22 protein-coding genes are annotated in these 18,541 nt (G+C 38.8%); 21 read left to right on the forward strand and 1 reads right to left on the reverse strand.

Translation table 11 applies throughout. The features are described 5' to 3' along the window. Nucleotides 1-52 precede the first annotated feature (52 nt). The gene (locus tag ACFSR3_RS09900; RefSeq protein WP_114758704.1) at nucleotides 53-1,105 is read right to left on the reverse strand and encodes a ferredoxin--NADP reductase; all 1,053 of its coding nucleotides are present in this window, start codon (nucleotides 1,103-1,105) and stop codon (nucleotides 53-55) included. A 130-nt stretch (nucleotides 1,106-1,235) separates the two neighbouring features. Here ACFSR3_RS09900 and ACFSR3_RS09905 point away from each other — a divergent pair, with 130 nt between their 5' ends. The 21 genes from ACFSR3_RS09905 to ACFSR3_RS10005 all read left to right on the forward strand — a co-directional run bounded on the left by ACFSR3_RS09905 (nucleotide 1,236) and on the right by ACFSR3_RS10005 (nucleotide 18,537). Further along, nucleotides 1,236-1,583: a PadR family transcriptional regulator gene (locus tag ACFSR3_RS09905; protein WP_169520736.1), complete on the forward strand. Its 348-nt coding sequence runs from the start codon at nucleotides 1,236-1,238 to the stop codon at nucleotides 1,581-1,583. A gap of 2 nt (nucleotides 1,584-1,585) precedes the next feature. Further along, the gene (locus ACFSR3_RS09910) at nucleotides 1,586-2,194 is read left to right on the forward strand and encodes a hypothetical protein (RefSeq protein WP_379820829.1); all 609 of its coding nucleotides are present in this window, start codon (nucleotides 1,586-1,588) and stop codon (nucleotides 2,192-2,194) included. Next, a complete protein-coding gene (locus tag ACFSR3_RS09915; RefSeq protein ID WP_379820830.1) occupies nucleotides 2,187-2,816 on the forward strand; it encodes a hypothetical protein in 630 nt (209 codons plus the stop codon). Before ACFSR3_RS09910 ends, ACFSR3_RS09915 begins: the two co-directional genes overlap by 8 nt. Before the next feature lie 2 nt (nucleotides 2,817-2,818). Beyond that, nucleotides 2,819-3,046, forward strand: a complete 228-nt coding sequence (locus ACFSR3_RS09920; protein WP_379820831.1) for a hypothetical protein — start codon at nucleotides 2,819-2,821, stop codon at nucleotides 3,044-3,046. Nucleotides 3,047-3,063: 17 nt separating this feature from the next. Next, nucleotides 3,064-3,432, forward strand: a complete 369-nt coding sequence (locus ACFSR3_RS09925) for a hypothetical protein (RefSeq protein ID WP_379820832.1) — start codon at nucleotides 3,064-3,066, stop codon at nucleotides 3,430-3,432. Between the two features lie 37 nt (nucleotides 3,433-3,469). Further along, nucleotides 3,470-4,081 carry a hypothetical protein gene (locus tag ACFSR3_RS09930; RefSeq protein ID WP_379820833.1) on the forward strand — a complete coding sequence of 204 codons (612 nt, stop codon included), beginning with the start codon at nucleotides 3,470-3,472 and terminating at the stop codon, nucleotides 4,079-4,081. A gap of 37 nt (nucleotides 4,082-4,118) precedes the next feature. Beyond that, nucleotides 4,119-4,736, forward strand: coding sequence for a hypothetical protein (locus tag ACFSR3_RS09935; RefSeq protein WP_379820834.1), 618 nt, complete (start codon nucleotides 4,119-4,121; stop codon nucleotides 4,734-4,736). Beyond that, nucleotides 4,729-5,418, forward strand: coding sequence for a hypothetical protein (locus tag ACFSR3_RS09940; RefSeq protein WP_379820835.1), 690 nt, complete (start codon nucleotides 4,729-4,731; stop codon nucleotides 5,416-5,418). The genes ACFSR3_RS09935 and ACFSR3_RS09940 overlap by 8 nt, the downstream gene beginning before the upstream one ends. A gap of 71 nt (nucleotides 5,419-5,489) precedes the next feature. Further along, nucleotides 5,490-6,962: a DUF5687 family protein gene (locus ACFSR3_RS09945; protein WP_379820836.1), complete on the forward strand. Its 1,473-nt coding sequence runs from the start codon at nucleotides 5,490-5,492 to the stop codon at nucleotides 6,960-6,962. A gap of 26 nt (nucleotides 6,963-6,988) precedes the next feature. Further along, nucleotides 6,989-7,684: an ABC transporter ATP-binding protein gene (locus ACFSR3_RS09950; RefSeq protein ID WP_379820837.1), complete on the forward strand. Its 696-nt coding sequence runs from the start codon at nucleotides 6,989-6,991 to the stop codon at nucleotides 7,682-7,684. Nucleotides 7,685-7,819: 135 nt separating this feature from the next. Next, on the forward strand, nucleotides 7,820-10,651 hold the full coding sequence (gene porW / locus ACFSR3_RS09955) for a type IX secretion system periplasmic lipoprotein PorW/SprE (RefSeq protein ID WP_379820838.1): 2,832 nt from the start codon (nucleotides 7,820-7,822) through the stop codon (nucleotides 10,649-10,651). Nucleotides 10,652-10,654: 3 nt separating this feature from the next. Continuing rightward, on the forward strand, nucleotides 10,655-11,050 hold the full coding sequence (locus tag ACFSR3_RS09960; RefSeq protein WP_114758694.1) for a bactofilin family protein: 396 nt from the start codon (nucleotides 10,655-10,657) through the stop codon (nucleotides 11,048-11,050). Then, nucleotides 11,031-11,249 carry an AtpZ/AtpI family protein gene (locus ACFSR3_RS09965; RefSeq protein ID WP_114758693.1) on the forward strand — a complete coding sequence of 73 codons (219 nt, stop codon included), beginning with the start codon at nucleotides 11,031-11,033 and terminating at the stop codon, nucleotides 11,247-11,249. Before ACFSR3_RS09960 ends, ACFSR3_RS09965 begins: the two co-directional genes overlap by 20 nt. Beyond that, entirely contained in the window at nucleotides 11,250-11,642 is a 393-nt protein-coding gene (locus ACFSR3_RS09970) for a hypothetical protein (RefSeq protein ID WP_379820839.1), read from the forward strand. A 120-nt stretch (nucleotides 11,643-11,762) separates the two neighbouring features. Continuing rightward, nucleotides 11,763-12,965 carry a F0F1 ATP synthase subunit A gene (gene atpB / locus ACFSR3_RS09975; protein WP_379820840.1) on the forward strand — a complete coding sequence of 401 codons (1,203 nt, stop codon included), beginning with the start codon at nucleotides 11,763-11,765 and terminating at the stop codon, nucleotides 12,963-12,965. Between the two features lie 47 nt (nucleotides 12,966-13,012). After that, nucleotides 13,013-13,207 (forward strand): ATP synthase F0 subunit C, encoded by a 195-nt coding sequence (gene atpE, locus ACFSR3_RS09980; protein ID WP_114758690.1) that lies wholly within the window; start codon nucleotides 13,013-13,015, stop codon nucleotides 13,205-13,207. A gap of 93 nt (nucleotides 13,208-13,300) precedes the next feature. After that, on the forward strand, nucleotides 13,301-13,801 hold the full coding sequence (locus tag ACFSR3_RS09985) for a F0F1 ATP synthase subunit B (protein WP_379820841.1): 501 nt from the start codon (nucleotides 13,301-13,303) through the stop codon (nucleotides 13,799-13,801). 7 nt (nucleotides 13,802-13,808) lie between these two features. Beyond that, complete coding sequence (gene atpH, locus ACFSR3_RS09990) at nucleotides 13,809-14,342, forward strand: ATP synthase F1 subunit delta (protein WP_379820842.1); 534 nt, start codon at nucleotides 13,809-13,811, stop codon at nucleotides 14,340-14,342. A gap of 40 nt (nucleotides 14,343-14,382) precedes the next feature. Then, nucleotides 14,383-15,957, forward strand: a complete 1,575-nt coding sequence (gene atpA / locus ACFSR3_RS09995) for a F0F1 ATP synthase subunit alpha (protein ID WP_114758687.1) — start codon at nucleotides 14,383-14,385, stop codon at nucleotides 15,955-15,957. A 71-nt stretch (nucleotides 15,958-16,028) separates the two neighbouring features. Further along, nucleotides 16,029-16,895: an ATP synthase F1 subunit gamma gene (gene atpG, locus ACFSR3_RS10000; protein ID WP_379820843.1), complete on the forward strand. Its 867-nt coding sequence runs from the start codon at nucleotides 16,029-16,031 to the stop codon at nucleotides 16,893-16,895. Between the two features lie 172 nt (nucleotides 16,896-17,067). Continuing rightward, the gene (locus tag ACFSR3_RS10005; protein WP_379820844.1) at nucleotides 17,068-18,537 is read left to right on the forward strand and encodes an oligosaccharide flippase family protein; all 1,470 of its coding nucleotides are present in this window, start codon (nucleotides 17,068-17,070) and stop codon (nucleotides 18,535-18,537) included. Nucleotides 18,538-18,541 lie beyond the last annotated feature (4 nt).

Genomic DNA, 18,541 nt, shown 5'->3' on the forward strand with positions numbered 1-18,541 from the left:
ATGAATGCAAAAGCCCCGTTAACCGGGGCTTTTCTATTTTTAGGAATAGCGATTAAACGTCGTCAAAGTCGATATAAATCTCGCCCGATGTTGGGTGTGCCTGACAGGTAAGGATAAGGCCTTCAGCAATTTCGCCATCGGTAAGTATGGCGTTCTTTTTCATCTGGGCAGAACCATTGGTTACACGTGCCATACAGCTACTGCAAATACCACCCTGACAAGAGTAAGGCGCATCTACACCCTGCTTAAGGGCTGCATCAAGAATGGTCATTTGCTGTGACATCATAAAGGTAACTTCCTCATCGTCTACCAAGACCGTAATTTTAGTCTGACCGTCTAGGTTTTCCTCGATTTTCTTCTCAGCTATTGGTGTAGAGAACAATTCGAACTTAATGTTCTTTTCAGGAACATTATTTTCCCTAAGTACATCATTTACGGTAAGTATCATTTGCTCCGGTCCGCACAGGTAGAATTTCTCGAATTCTTTTTCTTTATGCTTGTTCTTGATTACAAAGTTTACCGCAGCACGTTCTATACGTCCGAAAAGTGCCTCGTCAGCTTTCGCCTGGCTATATACGAAATGTACAAAGAAACGGCCTACGTATTCCTGCTGAAGGTCGTGCAGGAACTGGTGGAAGATGGTATCTTCCGGGGTTTTATTGCCATAAACAAGTACAAAAGTACTTGATGGTTCTCCTTGTAACACTGACTGGATAATAGCCATAACCGGCGTGATTCCGCTACCTGCTGCAAAAGCGGCATAGTTGCGCTGACGTTCGGCTTTAGGTTCAAAGGTAAATTTACCTTCAGGAGTACCTACTTCCATAGTGTCGCCCGGAGCAAGCTTTTCATTGGCAAAAACAGAGAAGCCTCCATTTTTTACAGCCTTAATGGCTACACGAAGTTCGTTGCTGCCCGGTGCCGAGCATATAGAATAGGCTTTACGGATGTCCTGTCCTTCAAAGGTTGTTTTTATATTTATGTATTGTCCTGCGATAAAATTATAGTCTTCGCGCAGGTGCTCAGGAATTTCGAAAGCGATAGAAACCGCTTGTGGCGTTTCCCTCCTTACATCCTTTATTTTAAGCGAATGAAATGTTGACATGTTTGTTTATTTGATGCAAAAATAAGCATTCCGAGCAGCTAAATAAAATTCCGCCAATTAAAATAATACCTAAAACTATTATGCATAAGAAAATTATGTATACATTTGTAATACCAAATCAAACACAGTGATGAAGAACTCACAACTCTATAAAGGGAGCCTCAATACCATAATAATGAAGCTTTTGGAAGAAAACGGCAGAATGTATGGTTATGAGATTACCCAAAAGGTAAAGCTTATTACGGCAGGTGAACTGAATATTACCGAAGGGGCGCTGTATCCGGCATTGCATAAGCTGGAAGCTGACGGTTTTTTAGATGTAGAGGTAGAAAAGGTAGATAACCGTCTTCGTAAATATTATAAACTGACCGAAAACGGACAAAAAGAGACTGTAAACCGCCTTGCCGAACTGGAGGAGTTCATCCGTAATATGCAGAACCTTGTAAACCCGGCCCCTAAACCCGATTTACAGTTTTAGTTATGAAACTTACTAAAGAGCAAATAGCGAAGATTGAAGAATATCTGGTTAAGGACAGGATATTTTATGATGACATCCGTATGGAGATGACCGATCATATTGCTGCTACCCTGGAAGAAAAACTAAAGGAAGATGGTGATTTTGAATTGGCATTAAAAGAATATATGAACTCGCACCTGAAAGTAAAACTGTTAACAGCTGTACGGGAACAGGAGGTGCTGAGGGATAAACAAAACAGGAATACCATTTTTAGGCAACTGGCAGGTAAAAGGGGAATTATCTTTTTTATACTACTATGTACTGTAATAGAACTTTCAACATTTGAGGTGTGGGCTTTTAGGTTTTTTGAAGCGATAATGATGCTTGGGATATTTGCTTATATGATTGTTGAGCGATGGATGCCGGGTAATTACCTTTTTGTAAAAAGAATATACAGCGTTTCGATGTTTTATTATATGTTGCCGGTTTTGTTTGCTTTAAAAATAAACAAATTGCTGGGCGAAGCACAATGGGTGTATTGTATTAATGGAGTGCTGTTAAGCCTGATTTTTACGCTGGCTTACCTTACTCTGAGAATGAATAATGACATTAAAACTAACCGCTATGCCTAAACTTACAACGGATCAAATTGTTGCCATAGATAAGGCCTTGTGGGATATCGAAATACGTTTTCTGGATATTCGTGTTGAGATGATTGATCATGCAGCAACATCACTTGAAGGAATGGAAGGTGATTTTAATGTCAACCTCGAAAGATATATAGCTGATAATAAAAGGGAATTACGAAAAAATTATCGCCAGTTCAAGATGAATGCCTGGATAAAGGGTGTTAAGCTGTTGTTCAGTAATTTGTTTACGGTTCGTTTTATGTTAATACTGGCTGGAGTGTATGCCTTATTGTATGTTGATTACAGTTTTCAGGGCAGGGAAGGTGTAACCACCATTTTTGTACTCATGAGTGCTCTGGCATTTCCGGTTTTGTGGATATACTACCTATATGTAGGCTTTACTAAACAAAAGAAACAGTTCTCTACCGCCGAAAGATTGCTGGAATTCTTTGGAGGAATGCTAATTACATTTTGTTTTTTGATAAGGGATAGGATAGACAAAGCTGAAATAGAAGATACCGCAAAGCTACTGTATTATGCTTTTATAATTAGTTTTTATGTGATGATGGTTATTACTTACAGGTTTCTAATCAGATTTTATAATTCAAGATACCAAGTTGCTTAACGATGGCTAGACTTACTACAGAACAAATACAGTGTATTGATGATCTGCTACGCATGCTGCAGGTTGAGTTTCTTGATATTCGTTATGAAATGGTTGACCATATCGCCTCAGAACTTGAAGCGATGGAGGGCGATTTTAAAGAAAACCTGAAGGCATATTTTGTAATGAACAAGCTTAGTATTTTGCAGCAAAACGAAATAGCCAAAAAAGCTGCTAAAAAAAAGCACTGAAGCTGTATTTTAAAACAATGGCAGAATCCATGGTTATTGCTGCTGCTATGGTAATGTTTACAATGGTATATTATTTTGCACAATACTACATGGAGAGGTTCAGTCTTAGTTTATATGGTAACTACGTTTTAATGGTGCTTATAGTTCCGTTTGCTATTGTAAGCTGGAAAAACAAAAAGATATCGCTATTGCGTTCTATGGTAAAGATCTATAGCTCTTTATACATAGGAAATCAGATTGTAATGATAGTCACATTGCTTATAGAAAATGACGCAGCCAGAATGTTCCCACAAAGAATAAGTATTTCGTTTATGGCGGCCCTTATGCTTGTGGTTATGGTCAGCCTTTATCGCTGCCGTAAACACTATGTGGGCAAATACATTTAAAACCAACCAACCAATTATATTTTTTAAGACAAAGAAGATGAAGAGGCTTAGTAAATTCCAAATACAATTTATAGACGACCGCCTGTATAACCTTGGCGTAAAGTACATAGACATCCGTTATGAGATGGTAGACCATATCGCTTCGGAACTTGAAACGATGGAAGGCGATTTTGGCGAAAACTGGACGGAGTATTTCATATCGCACCATAATGATATCTTAAAACAGAACAGGAGAGCCAAATGGACAGCCGTTTTAAGAGCCGTAAAGCTGTATTTTAGAACTATGGCTATGCCGGTGGTTTTGCTATCAGCAGTAAGTGCAAGTGTTTTAACATATTATGCCAGTTTTTTAGTTGATGAAAGGGAACTTAATTCTATGGGATTTTACGTTCTTATCCCCTTGATTTTACCGATAATGTGGTTTGGGAGAAAAAATAAAGAGCTATCGGTTATGAGTCCTATGGTAGTAATGTTTTCTGTTATTTTTAACCTGTATCAGGTGGGAGGGATAATAAGTTATTCTGCTGAAAATGATGCCATGATGTTTTTTATTCGACGAATTAGTATTGCAATGGTACCTGCCTTTACGTTGGTGCTTATCATTAGTCTTTACCTCTGCCGCAAGCAGTATGTGGGCAAATACATTTAAAAACCAACCAACCAATTATATTTTTAAAACAAAGAAGATGAAGAGGCTTACAAACGAACAAATTGAAAAGATACATGCAGCACTTAAAAAAACAGGCGTACTGTATGTAGACATTCTCCATGAAATGACCGACCATATTGCCAGTGAACTGGAAGACAGGGATGGTGATTTTGACAGGAATTTGAGACTGTACATAGGCAGGCATAAAAAAGAACTGCGCAGGCTTAACAGAAAGCGCATTTTTGTTTCCTGGGGGGAATCGTACAAAGGACTGTTTAAGAACATGTTTTCATTAAAATTTATAGCCTTTTTTGGTCTTTTGTTCATTGCTTTAACAGAACTTACCCGTGTTATGGACAGAGAAGGATTTGTAACACTGATGCTTTTTGTTTTCATTTTTACCAATGGAGCGATTTCATTTCCTCAGGTGTATAGGATGCTAAAAAATAAAGACCAGTATTCTGTGGGCGAGGGAATATCAATACTAAATGTGTTCGTGTTTTTCCCCGTACTTTTTGCTATACGTTACATGGATGATATAGCATCTGACATGGGTGTAGTGCTTTATTTTACAATATTACTTGCATTATGCGTGGTAATGGCCATAACGATCCGTCGTTTTAAATTAGGATATATATTGAGGTACAATGGATAAGATTAAAAAAATAACACAGGAGCAAAACGATCAGCTGTTTGCATTTACCATCAAGCATTTTGTAGAATATTACGATTTACAGAATGAGCTTACTGATCACCTTGCCAATGCTATTGAAGAACGCTGGAAAACAGAACCTAACCTAAGCTTTGACGATGCCCTGAAACAAGAGTTTAAAAAATTTGGCATCTTTGGGTTTATGGGTGTCGTAGAAAGCAGACAGGCAGCCCTGAATAAAAAGTACAAAAAACTGATGTGGGGGTATATGAAGGAGTTTATCAAAATTCCACAAATTTTGATTACTATAGCCTTGTTTTATGCAGTATATAAGCTAATTGAATTTCAGGTAATTTCATATCATATAATGCTCATGGTTATTCTGCTGACGGGTATTGGTACAATAATGACAAGAATGGTGAAGCATCGCCGAAAGGTAAAACGTACGGGGAAAAAATGGCTATTCGAGGAAATTATTGTCAAATCCGGAGGAATGGCAAGTGTGGTATATCTTCCGTTTAATTTTTCTTCATTAGTAGATTCAGAAGCACCGGGTCCTGTTCGAATAGGTATAATGGCTGCAATAGTAGTGCTTTTTCTGCTGATGCATTTTGTTGTGCTTTTTGTGATACCTCGTCGTGCAGAAGAACACTTGCTAAAAACCTATCCGGAATATAATTTATAAATTTACAAGGCAAAGCTGTAACGTTTTGCCTTTTTCAATTACCTATTGATTAAATCAACAACCAAAATACAATGTTCAAAAAATTCCTTTGGCTCGAATGGAAATCGTTTACACGGTCATCTGCTTTTGCCACTAACGTAGCTTTAAAAGTGCTTATGATACTCGTAGCACTTTATTTTTCTGCCATGTTCCTTCTTTTAGGAGTAGGCTCTTTTTACATTATCAGAGAAAGTACGAGTGTAGATCCACTTATCTTAATAAGTCAGTTTGCGATTTATTATCTGGTGTTCGACTTGCTTTTCCGCTATTTTATGCAAAAAATGCCGGTTATTAATATCAGGCCGTTGCTTACGTTACCTATAAAAAGAGGTACGATTGTAAACTTTGCATTGGGAAAAACGGCAGTATCTTTCTTTAATATCATGCATGCTTTCTTTTTTGTGCCGTTTTCTATAGTGCTGCTTATTGAAGGCTATGACCCTTTAGGAGTAGTGCTATGGCATATTAGCATGATGGCTCTTATATACAGCAATAACTTTATAAATATTCTTGCAGATGATAAGGATGCTATATTCTATACGGTAGCAACAATTATTGTAGGCCTTGGTGCTACGCAGTACTATGGAGTGTTCGATATCACGCCTTATACCCAGGTATTCTTCCACGGATTGTATGCTACATACTATCTATGGGTTATTCCTGTAGCCTTAGTGGCAGGCATATACTATGGCTGTTATAAACTGTTCTCTAAAGAATTGTATCTGGATACCGGACTTAAAGGTAAACATGAGGTTGCCCAAACGCAGGACTTTAAATGGCTGAATCAGTTTGGAACTATGGGTACCTTTCTTAAAAACGACATTAAGCTGATACTAAGGAACAAGCGTTCTAAAACAACCTTACTGATGAGCGGACTATTTATATTTTACGGGTTGCTGTTTTTTACCAATGCGATAGAGATATATCAGGGACCTTTCTGGTCAATGTTTGCCGGAATATTTGTTACTGGTGGTTTTATGATGACGTTTGGCCAGTTCGTGCCAAGCTGGGACAGTGCCTACTATCCGCTAATGATGAGCCAAAACATTCAATACCGCGAATATATCGCATCTAAATGGTGGCTTATGGTTATAGGTACGACTGCTAGTGCATTAATAGCTTCTTTTTACCTGTACTTTGGTTTGGATACCTACCTTATGTTACTTGCCGGAGCGGTATATAATATAGGAGTGAATTCGCACCTTGTTCTTTTAGGCGGGGCATTCATAAAAACTCCTATCGACCTAACTACAAGCAAACAGGCTTTTGGCGACAAAAAAGCCTTTAACCTTAAAACGTTCCTTATTTCGTTGCCAAAAATGCTTGTACCTATGGCGCTTTACGGCATTGGATTTTACATATTCAGTCCAACGGCAGGAGCACTATTTGTAGCTGTAGCAGGAGTATTGGGTTTTGCTTTCAGGAACAAGGCTTTTGCCCAGATAGAAAAAATCTACAAAAGGGAGAAATACGATACGCTTGCGGCTTATAAACAAAAGAACTAATCATCCAATCAATACTATAATATATCATGATACAAATCAATAACCTTAAGAAAGTATACAACGGGGTAACCGTACTTAATATAGATCATTTAGAAATTAAAAAAGGAGAGAGCTTTGGCCTTGTAGGGAACAACGGAGCAGGGAAAACTACGCTTTTTAGCCTGTTGCTGGATCTTATAGAACCTACTACCGGCGCGGTAAAGCTGAACAACGTTCAGGTAAATGAAAGCGAGGCATGGAAACCATTTACTGCGGCATTTCTTGACGAGAGCTTTTTAATAGGCTACCTTACGCCCGAGGAGTATTTTTATTTTATTGGCGAGTTGCGTGGACAAAACAAAGCAAGTGTGGATGAATTGCTTAGAAAGCATGAAGATTTTTTTAACGGAGAGATACTTAACAAAAAGAAATACCTTCGTGACCTTTCTAAAGGTAACCAGAAGAAGGTAGGTATCATCGCAACGCTTATAGGTAATCCGGAAATTATTATTCTTGATGAACCTTTTGCCAACCTTGACCCTACTACACAGTTCAGGCTTAAAAAAATCATCAAAGATCTGGCCGACGATAAAGATGTAACCATACTGGTGTCGAGCCATGATTTGGCACATACTACCGAGGTTAGTGACCGAATTGTAGCCATGCACAAAGGGCAGGTGGTAAAAGATATTTATACTTCTGAAGAAACACTAAAAGAACTCGAAGAATTTTTTGCAGTGTAAACCAATACAATCCTCCTTAGCAAAGGGGGATTTTTTTTGTCAAAAAAGAAGATATGTTACAAAAAGAAGCGTATTTTTACCCTCTTTTATACTAAAGAAGGATTTTAAAAGTTAAGGATAAAAACAGCTTTTACATTGAAAACCAGTACTTCAAAATATTTCATTCTTTTTGGTGCAGTAGGTTTAGCAATTGCGTGCTCTACTAAAAAAGATTCCTTTGTTAACCGAAACTATCATGCGGTTACTACCGAGTATAATGTGCTATACAACGGCAACCTTGCTCTCGATGCCGGTCTTAAAGATCTGTCTACAACCTATGAAGATAACTTTTGGGATGTATTGCCTATTGAGCGAACTCAGCCCGTTGTGTCGGTAAATCCTCCTTCTCAGGGTAGTTCAACTACGGTAGGATCGGGTCCTGGCGGGGCAAATGCCTCTGGGAAAGATGCTAAATCTTCTAAAGATGCCCTGAGCCTTAAAGATCCTATGAGTTCAAAAAATTTCAGCGATAAAAGCAATGCGGCACAGAATTTTGATTTAGGGGGTAAAAAAAACGCAGCAGGCCTTTCTAAAGGCGATGCTGCCGGTGCTCAGGGGACAGCACAACAAACGCCAAATTTTAAACGTGCTGAAGAAAAAGCTACTAAAGCTATACAGAAACACTCCATGAATATTGGCGGAAGTGAAAAAAATCCGCAAATGGATGAGGCTTACCTGTTGCTTGGAAAATCAAGGTATTATGAAAACCGCTATCTTCCGGCATTGGAAGCATTCAATTACATATTACTAAAATATCCTTCCAGTGACAAGATAGACGATGCCAAAATATGGAGGGAAAAAACAAATATCCGTTTGGATAACGAAGCGATAGCCATTCGCAATCTTAAAGAGCTGATAAAGCAAAAAAGAGATAAAATGGATGAGCAAACGTATGCCGACGCGAATGCAATGCTTGCTCAGGGATATCTTAGCCTTCAGGAAAATGACAGTGCGGTAACAGTACTAAAAGAGGCTGCGGCATTTACAGAGAAAAATGAAGAAAAAGCCAGATACCATTTTATATTAGGTCAGCTACAAAGCAAACTGAAACGTCCGGACAGTGCCTATACCGAGTATCAGACGGTAATAGACATGAAAAGGAAATCGCCAAGGCGATATGTAATTCAGGCTCATGCCATGCAGGCGGGTCAGTTTGACTACAAGAATGGTGATACGCTTGTTTTTATGGAAAAATACCGTAAGTTGCTTGAAGACAGAGAAAACAGGCCATATCTGGATATCATAAACCACCAGGTAGGTATTTTTTATGATAAGCAAAATGATGAGGTTCGTGCAAAACAATACTATAACAAATCGTTACGCCAAAACTCGAGAGACCGTTACCTTACGGCATCTAACTATAGAAATATTGCCGAGATAAACTTTAAGGAAGCTCAATATGCTACAGCCGGTATGTATTATGACAGTACCATGGTTTTTCTTGATAATCGTAGCAGAGAATACCGAAGCATAAAAAAGAAAAGGGATAACCTTGCCGATGTTATAAAATATGAAGCCATTGCTAAAAACAATGACAGTATCCTTTCTGTAGTGGCTATGGATGAAGCAGGGAGAAAAGCATACTACGAAGATTATATATCTAAGCTGAAAGCAAAAGAAGAAGCCGAAAAGAAAAGGCTTGAAAAAGAAGCTATCAAGCAGGAAAATCTTGCTTCGGGTGGAGGAAATTTCTCATCTGCAGGAATCGCAGGAATGTCCAGCCGTGGATTTGCCGGGCAGACCGGACAAGCCGGAGCTTCGGCTACAGGAGGCAAGTTTTATTTTAATACAGCTTCTACGGTTGCTTACGGTAAACAGGAATTTAAAAGGAAATGGGGTAACAGAGCATATTCTGAAAACTGGCGATGGTCTTCGGAGCAGACCAACAAAGCTGCTGCCAATGCCATTGATGGCGATTCGATTTTTGCCGGTGTAGAAGGCAAGCTTCCAAAAGACGGGAAAGACAAAGCTGTTGAGCCACGATTCAGAACTGATTTTTATATTTCACAACTGCCTACAGATAAAAAACTGTTGGACAGCCTTGCTACCGAGCGTAACTTTGCTTACTACCAGTTAGGTTCTATATATAAGGACAAGTTTAAGGAATACCGCCTTGCCGCCGATAAGCTGGAAAGGCTGCTACAAAACGATCCGGAAGAGCGATTGGTATTACCGTCTAAATACAATCTATATAAAATTTACCAGATTATAGACCCTGCCAAAGCTGAGGTATATAAGCAGCAGATTCTTTCGCAATATCCTGACAGTCGTTATGCCGAGATTATCAGGAACCCTACATCGGATGCTGCTAAAACACTTACGCCGGATGCGGCCTACGACCAGTTGTTTAAAAAATACAACGAAGGCCAGGTAAGAGAAGTATTTGCTCAGATAGATGAATCTATTGATACTTATACAGGAGAAGAGATCGTGTCGAAATTTGAATTACTGAAAGCACAGGTTTCGGCAAGGCTAATGGGTCTTGAAGAATATAAAAAGAGTCTTAATTTTGTTGCGCTGAACTATCCTAATAGTGAAGAGGGTAAGAAAGCCGAACTGCTGCTTAAGACGGATATACCCAACCTTGAAAAGCTGGCATTTGGTGAGCCTACGGCAAGCTGGAAAATAGTTTACAAATTTGATTTTGCAGATGAGGCCAAAATAAAACCGCTTAAGGATAAGATTGAGAAGTTTATTAAGGAAGGACTTAATAACAATATCAAAATTACAAGTGACGTATATACTATTAAGGAGAATATGCTGGTAGTGCATGGTTTTAGCAGTAAGCTTGCTGCCGAAGAAGCAGTATCGGTACTTAAGGATTATAAAAAATATAAAGTGGCGGAAGTTCTGGAAGTAATATCTACCGAAGATTATAAGGTAGTACAAATCAAGAAAGACTTTACCGAATTTTTAGCGATAGAATAAATAATGTTTGACAAACCGCAAAAGTCGTATACTGACCTGTTGGGTAAAACCAACAGGATAGTAGAAGGCACTATAATAAAAGGAGATATTATTTCGCAGGCCGATTTTAGGCTTGATGGCGAACTTACCGGCAATTTTACCACTAAAGGAAAAATTGTAATAGGCCCTGCCGGAAGCGTAACGGGCGACATTAAATGTAAAAGTGCCGACATTGAAGGTAAATTCAACGGAAAGATTGAAGTTGCCGAAATGCTTAACGTAAAATCAAAAGCACATATAAAAGGAGAGGTTATTACCGGAAAATTATCGGTCGAGCCCGGTGCGGAGTTTAGCGCTTCGTGCATAATGCGCACTCCTGTAAAACAAACCCCAAAAACCGATGGACAACAACCAGGATAATAAAAACCGTAAATGGCTGGCCCTTGTAAATATTCCTTTTCAGATGGGGCTTATTATCTTTTTGTTTGGATGGTTCGGAAGCTGGCTCGACCAGACATATGGAAATACCCAAGATACCAACCGAATGATATTTGTACTTATAGGAGTAGCTATAGCCATGTATAATGTAGTTCGACAGGTAAATCAACTTAATAAATAAATGAACAAGCAAACTCTTAGCGTTTTTTTTCAGGTAGCGGTTATAGCCGCTATACTTTTAGTATTTAATTTCCTGGTGTACTATATGCCGGATTTAAAAGGCAAAACTGCCGATTTTGTATATCCGCTTCCGGTAATGTACGGGTTCTTTTTCCTAATGACTGCAGCCGTTTTAGCAGTACTGATGAAGATAAACAGGAAGAATCAGGAACAAACAGGGTATGCGTTTTTATTTTTAACCACTGCTAAAATTGCGCTGAGCTACGTTATAGTAAGACCAATACTTAATAAGGCAGGTGAAAATCCTACAGAAAAAGTTAATTTTTTTGTGATTTTTATTTTGTTTTTAGCAATAGAGGCTTATTATACAGCACGTTTGTTGAACAATAAGTAAAAAATAGGTATCGAAGGCTAAATTATCTTAAAAAAAATCATTTAGGGGTCTTTGGTATATTAATTAAAAACGTACCTTTGCGCAAAATTTCAGGACTCTAAAAATAAGATAATTAACAAGATGGTGATTTCCGGACTAAAATTAAAGACTTCAGTTGTAGCTTTTTTTGCTGCAGTGCCTTTTTTAGCTTTTGCAAATTCATCTCAGGATACCGTTGCCGGTCATGCTGAGCCGCAAAGCGCTGTTGCACACGAGTCTCACGAGGCAGGACATGGTCATGAAGCGGCCAGCCCTAAAGAAAAAATCAATGCACACATAGTACATCACCTTCAGGATTCTCACGAATTCATTTTCTTCTCTAACGAAGAAACAGGTGAACATTATGGTTTTCCTCTTCCGGTTATCCTTGTGGATAATGGTCTTAAAGTTTTCTCGTCTTCAAAATTTGAACACGGTGAAAAAGTTGCTGAAGTAGATGGTAACCACTATAAACTTTTCCACGGTAAAATTTATAAAACCGATGCAGCCGGAGATCTTAAATTAGATGCTCACGGACATCCAACAGTAGAGAAAGCAGTAGACTTCTCTATTACTAAAAACGTATTCTCGCTTTTACTTACATCGATACTTATATTCATATTGTTTACCAGTCTTGCTAAAACATACAAGAATGGTGCTAACAATTTGCCTAAAGGTTTTGGTCGTGTGCTTGAACCACTGGTAATATATGTAAGAGATGAGATTGCAAGGCCAAACATTGGTGAAGCAAAGTATAAAAAATTCATGCCATACCTTTTAACGGTTTTCTTCCTTATCTGGATACTTAACCTTATAGGTTTAACACCACTGGGTATTAACGTAACCGGAAACATTGCAATTACACTTTGTCTTGCATTGTTTACATTCTTTATCACTCAGTTTAGTGCCAACAAAGAATACTGGGGGCATATCTTCTGGATGCCTGGTGTACACCCAATCATGAAGGTTATTCTTGCTCCAATCGAAGTGTTGGGTATTTTTACAAAGCCATTCTCTCTAATGATACGTCTATTTGCAAACATCACTGCTGGTCACACGGTAGTTATGGGTCTAATTGCGATAGTATTCCTTTTAAAGGATAAACTTACAGTAGGAGGAAGTGTTGGAGTGTCTATGGGACTAACACTGTTTATTATGATAATCGAGTTGTTGGTGGCATTCCTTCAGGCGTTCATTTTTACCATGCTTTCGTCACTATTTATTGGTATGGCGGTTCAGGAGCATCATCATGAAGACCACGGTCATCATGAAGAAGAGGTGAATGATGAAATTCCTGTAATATAATTTAGTAAAACAGTAAACAAGTAAATTAATTTAATTATTTATATATCATGACAATTCCAAATCTTATTGGTGCCGGTCTTATTGTAATAGGAGCTGGTGTAGGTCTAGGTAAAATTGGTGGTTCTGCAATGGACGCTATTGCTCGTCAGCCTGAAGCTGCTGGTAAAATCCAAACTGCGATGATCATCATTGGAGCTCTTCTTGAAGGTCTTGCTTTCGGTGCTCTAATCCTAGGTGCTTAATTTTTAAATCCGGTATCAGGTAACGGTTGGTTGCCTGATCCGGATTAAATAATGTAATTAAAAAGCTTAAATAATTAAAATATACAATTTATAATGGAAAAGTTAATCAATGATTTTTCGTACGGTTTGTTCTTCTGGATGGCTATTATCCTTGTTATTCTTGTTATTCTATTAGCAAAGTTTGCATGGAAACCAATCGTAGAAGCACTTAATGCCAGAGAAGAAGGTATTGCTAATGCGCTTGCTTCTGCCGAAGCTGCTCGTAAAGAAATGCAAAACCTGCAGGCTGATAACCAAAGAATACTTCAGGAAGCAAGAGCTGAGAGAGATGCAATGATTAAAGATGCAAGAGATATCAGAGAAAAAATGATTGCTGATGCTAAAGCTGAAGCTCAGACTCAGGGAGAAAAAATGATCGAGCAGGCTAAAGCTGCTATTGAGAGCGAGAAAAACGCTGCAATGGCTGAGCTTAAAAGTCAGGTTTCAGGATTCTCTCTTGATATCGCTGAAAAAATCCTTAAAAACGAATTGTCTGACAAGGCTTCTCAAACTTCACTTGTTGAGAGAATGCTTGACGACGTAAAATTAAACTAATCGCTGTATGACAGGTTCAAGAGCTGCAATACGATATGCAAAGGCAATCCTGGATATGGCACAGGCTTCAGGAGCTGCCGGCAATGTAAATGAAGACATGGCCCTTATAGCATCTACCATCAAAGACAATGCTGAGCTGAGCAATTTTGTAGACAGCCCGGTTGTTAAGGCGGACGTTAAAGAGGCAGCCCTTAAGGAAATATTTGCGGGAACGCAGGCTATTACTCAGGGTCTTTTTCACCTATTACATGAAAACAAAAGGTTTGAGATACTTCCGCTTATCGCAGAAGAATACAAAAACCAGTTTGATATTCTAAATGGTATAGAGGTAGCAACAGTTACTACTGCAATACCATTAACAGAAGAACTTGAAGCTAAGGTAATGGCTAAGATCAAAGAGTTTTCAAGCAAAAAAGTTAGCATTAAGAATGTAGTAGACCCTGCTATTATTGGTGGGTTTATAATCAGGATAGGCGACAGACAGTTTAATGCTTCTGTGGCTAACAGGCTGACAACATTAAGAAGAGAGTTAAGTAATTAAGTATTTTATCGCACTAAACGTGTTTAAATTATAAAGTAACATGGCAGAAATTAAAGCTGCTGAAATTTCAGCAATATTAAAGAAACAATTGTCCGGTTTTGAATCGGGTGCTACATTAGAAGAAGTGGGAACAGTTCTTAATGTAGGAGATGGTATTGCCCGTATTCACGGACTATCTAACGCACAGTATGGTGAGTTAGTTCAGTTTGAGAATGGGTTAGAGGCTATGGTCCTGAATCTTGAAGAAGACAATGTGGGCGTAGTATTGTTTGGTACATCTCAGGGTATCGTAGAGGGATCTACAGTAAAAAGAACACAGCGTATCGCTTCACTTAAAGTAGGTGAGCAAATGGTAGGCCGTGTAGTAGACACTCTTGGTTTTCCAATTGATGGTAAAGGCCCTATCGGTGGTGACCTTTATGAGATGCCTCTTGAGCGTAAAGCTCCGGGAGTTATCTTCCGTCAGCCGGTAACTGAGCCACTACAAACAGGTGTAAAAGCTGTTGATGCCATGATTCCTGTAGGACGTGGTCAGCGTGAGCTTGTAATTGGTGACCGTCAGACTGGTAAAACTACTGTATGTATTGATACCATCCTTAACCAGAAAGAATTTTATGATGCTGGGCAACCGGTATTCTGTATATATGTTGCTGTTGGGCAAAAAGCTTCTACAGTAGCAGGTATCGCAAAAACACTAGAAGAGAAAGGCGCAATGGCTTATACAGTTATCGTTGCTGCTAATGCTTCTGACCCTGCTGCAATGCAGGTTTACGCTCCGTTTGCAGGTGCTGCAATTGGTGAGTACTTCCGTGATACTGGCCGTCCGGCTCTTATCATTTATGATGATCTTTCTAAACAGGCAGTTGCTTACCGTGAGGTATCGCTTCTACTTAGAAGACCACCAGGACGTGAGGCTTACCCTGGAGACGTATTCTACCTCCACTCAAGACTTCTTGAGCGTGCTGCGAAAGTTATCGCTGATGACGATATCGCTAAAAACATGAATGACCTTCCTGAATCACTTAAGCCAATCGTTAAAGGTGGTGGATCGCTTACTGCACTTCCAATCATCGAAACTCAGGCGGGTGACGTATCAGCATATATCCCAACTAACGTAATCTCGATTACTGACGGTCAGATATTCCTTGAGTCAGATCTATTCAACTCAGGTGTACGTCCGGCTATCAACGTGGGTATCTCTGTATCGCGTGTAGGTGGTAACGCTCAGATCAAATCAATGAAAAAAGTATCTGGTACACTTAAGCTTGACCAGGCACAGTTCCGTGAGCTTGAGGCTTTCGCGAAATTTGGTTCTGACCTTGATGCTGCTACACTAAACGTAATTGAAAAAGGTAGAAGAAACGTTGAGATCCTTAAACAGGCTGTTAACGACCCTTATACTGTAGAAGATCAGGTAGCTATTATTTATGCAGGTTCTAAAAACCTACTTAAAAATGTACCTGTAAGCAAAGTAAAAGAGTTCGAAAAAGACTATATCGAATACCTTAACGCTAAACACAGACCAACTCTTGATGGTCTTAAAGCGGGTAAATTTACAGATGAGATCACTGACGTTCTTGAGAAAGCAGCAGCAGAGATTTCAGCAAAATACTAATAAATTAATGTATCAATTAATCAATGTAGCAATTGTTACATTGATTAATTGCTTAATTATTACATTATAAAATGGCAAACTTAAAGGAAATACGTAACAGGATTGCTTCCGTTTCATCGACAATGCAAATTACGAGTGCGATGAAAATGGTTTCTGCAGCCAAGCTTAAAAAAGCACAGGATGCTATTACGGCCATGAGGCCTTATTCTGAAAAGCTTACTGAGCTATTGCAAAATCTTAGTGCTACCCTTGACAGCGACAACGGAGGAGTATATGCCGAGCAACGCCCGGTAAATAAAGTGCTTATTGTTGCTATTACATCAAACAGGGGTTTATGTGGTGCTTTTAATGCCAATGTGATAAAACAGATAAAAAACCTTCAGGTTGCTTATGCAGGTAAAGAGGTTGATGTTTTAGCTATTGGTAAAAAAGGTAACGACGTACTTAAGAAAACCTGCAATGTTGTTGGAAACAAAAGCGAGCTTTTTGATACCCTTACATTTGAAAATGTAGCTGAGGCAGCACAATCGTTAATGGATAAGTTTGCAGCAGGTGAGTACGACAAGATCGAACTGGTTTATAACCACTTTAAGAATGCCGCTACTCAGGTTGTGCTTACAGAGCAGTTCCTTCCGTTAGAGCCGGCAGCTAAAGATGAAAAAGCAGCTAACAATGCTACTGACTACATTTTTGAGCCTTCTAAAGAAGAGATCGTACTTAGCCTTGTGCCACTTTCGTTAAAAACGCAGTTGTACAAAGCCGTTCGTGACTCTTTTGCTTCTGAGCACGGAGCGCGTATGACAGCGATGCACAAAGCTACCGATAATGCTACTGCATTAAGGAATCAGCTTAAGCTTACTTACAACAAAGCCCGTCAGGCTGCCATTACTAATGAGATCCTTGAGATCGTGGGTGGTGCTGAGGCATTGAACAGCTAATAAACAAAACAAGCATATTTTTGAAAAGGCTTCCGGTTTTCGGGAGCCTTTTTGATTTAAAGCCATTGTATTATGAATATTTTAGGATTTGTACAATTATTCTTTTGTGCCGTAGTTTTTATAATGCTGTAAATTATAATTACTTTTGTTCTAACATAAAACAAACCACTCTTTGAGTTTATATAAAAACCTTTTTAAGCAAACGGCCATATATGGAATAGCGACGGTTGTACCCCGGATATTCAGCTTTTTGCTCACTCCGCTTTATACAAAGCTCCTCCCGGAAAAGGAGTATGGAGAGCAGGCGTTGATTTTTGCAGGAATGGCATTTTTAAATGTTATTCTGGCTTATGGTATGGAGACTGCTTTTTTCAGGTTTTACAGTTCAGAGCCTAAAAAAAATGTAGTTAGTACTTCTACGATTTCACTTTTCTGGTCGTCTATTACATTTTTGGTAGTTGCATTATTAGGGCGAAAATTTCTTGCTGATGCCGGAGATCTTGACGTTGAATATGTAACCTATACTATATGGATACTGGTGCTTGATGCTTTGGTAATCGTGCCGTTCTCTAAGCTCAGAGCCGAAGGCAGGCCATTGCTATACGCAGCAATCAAGATTGGAAATGTTGCGGTGAACCTGTTGTTCAATGTATTCTTTCTGGTTTACTTAAAAGACGTCGCAGCGGCTTATCCGGATAGTTTTTGGTCAACAATTTATCAGGAAGATTTTCAGGTAGGTTACATATTTGTGTCGAACCTTATTGCCAGTTTGCTTACCCTTGTTATACTGTTGCCGCACTATATTAAAACCGAATGGCATTTTGATGTTTCGCTATGGCGAAAGATGATGTGCTACAGTATGCCTGTTATGATCGCCGGATTGGCTTTTGTTATTAACGAGACCTTCGACAGGTTTTTCCTTAAAGCATTTCTTCCGTTGTCTGAAGACAACATTAAAATTAAGATTGGTATTTATTCAGCCTGTTATAAGCTTGCGGTATTTATGACGTTGTTTACAACGGCATTCCGTTTAGGAATTGAACCATTTTTCTTTAGTCATGCAAATCACGAAAATGCGCGTAATACCTATGCAACCATTACCAAGTATTTTGTAATATTCGGTTCGGTTATCCTGTTGGGTGTTGTGGTATTTGCCGACGTTTTAAAAATGCTGATGCTTCAGGATAAATCGTATTGGGAGGGTATGGACGTAGTTCCGCTAATTATCCTTGCTAATTTTTTCCTTGGTATCTATTCTAACCTTTCCGTTTGGTACAAACTATCAGATAAAACCAAAGTGGGAGCTAACATTTCCATTGCGGGTGCTATAGTGACCATAGTACTCAATTACCTGTTGATTCCTTATATGGGCTATATGGGTTCGGCAATTGCAACCATATCGGCATACGGAACCATGATGGGGCTTTCGTTTTACTTTGGCAATAAATATTACCCAATTCCGTATGACATGAAAAAGATATGCCTGTATCTTGGTTTGTCAATAACGCTTTCGGCACTATCATTTTATGTAGATATATTAAGAGAGACGTATATCTTTGGAATACTATCGATAATAGCATTGCTCGCTATAATTTATAAAGGGGAGAAAGAAACCCTGCAACGCATTTTAAAAAGAAAATAACAGA

The organism is Flavobacterium suzhouense (genome assembly GCF_042684765.1).
Lineage (GTDB): Bacteria > Bacteroidota > Bacteroidia > Flavobacteriales > Flavobacteriaceae > Flavobacterium > Flavobacterium suzhouense.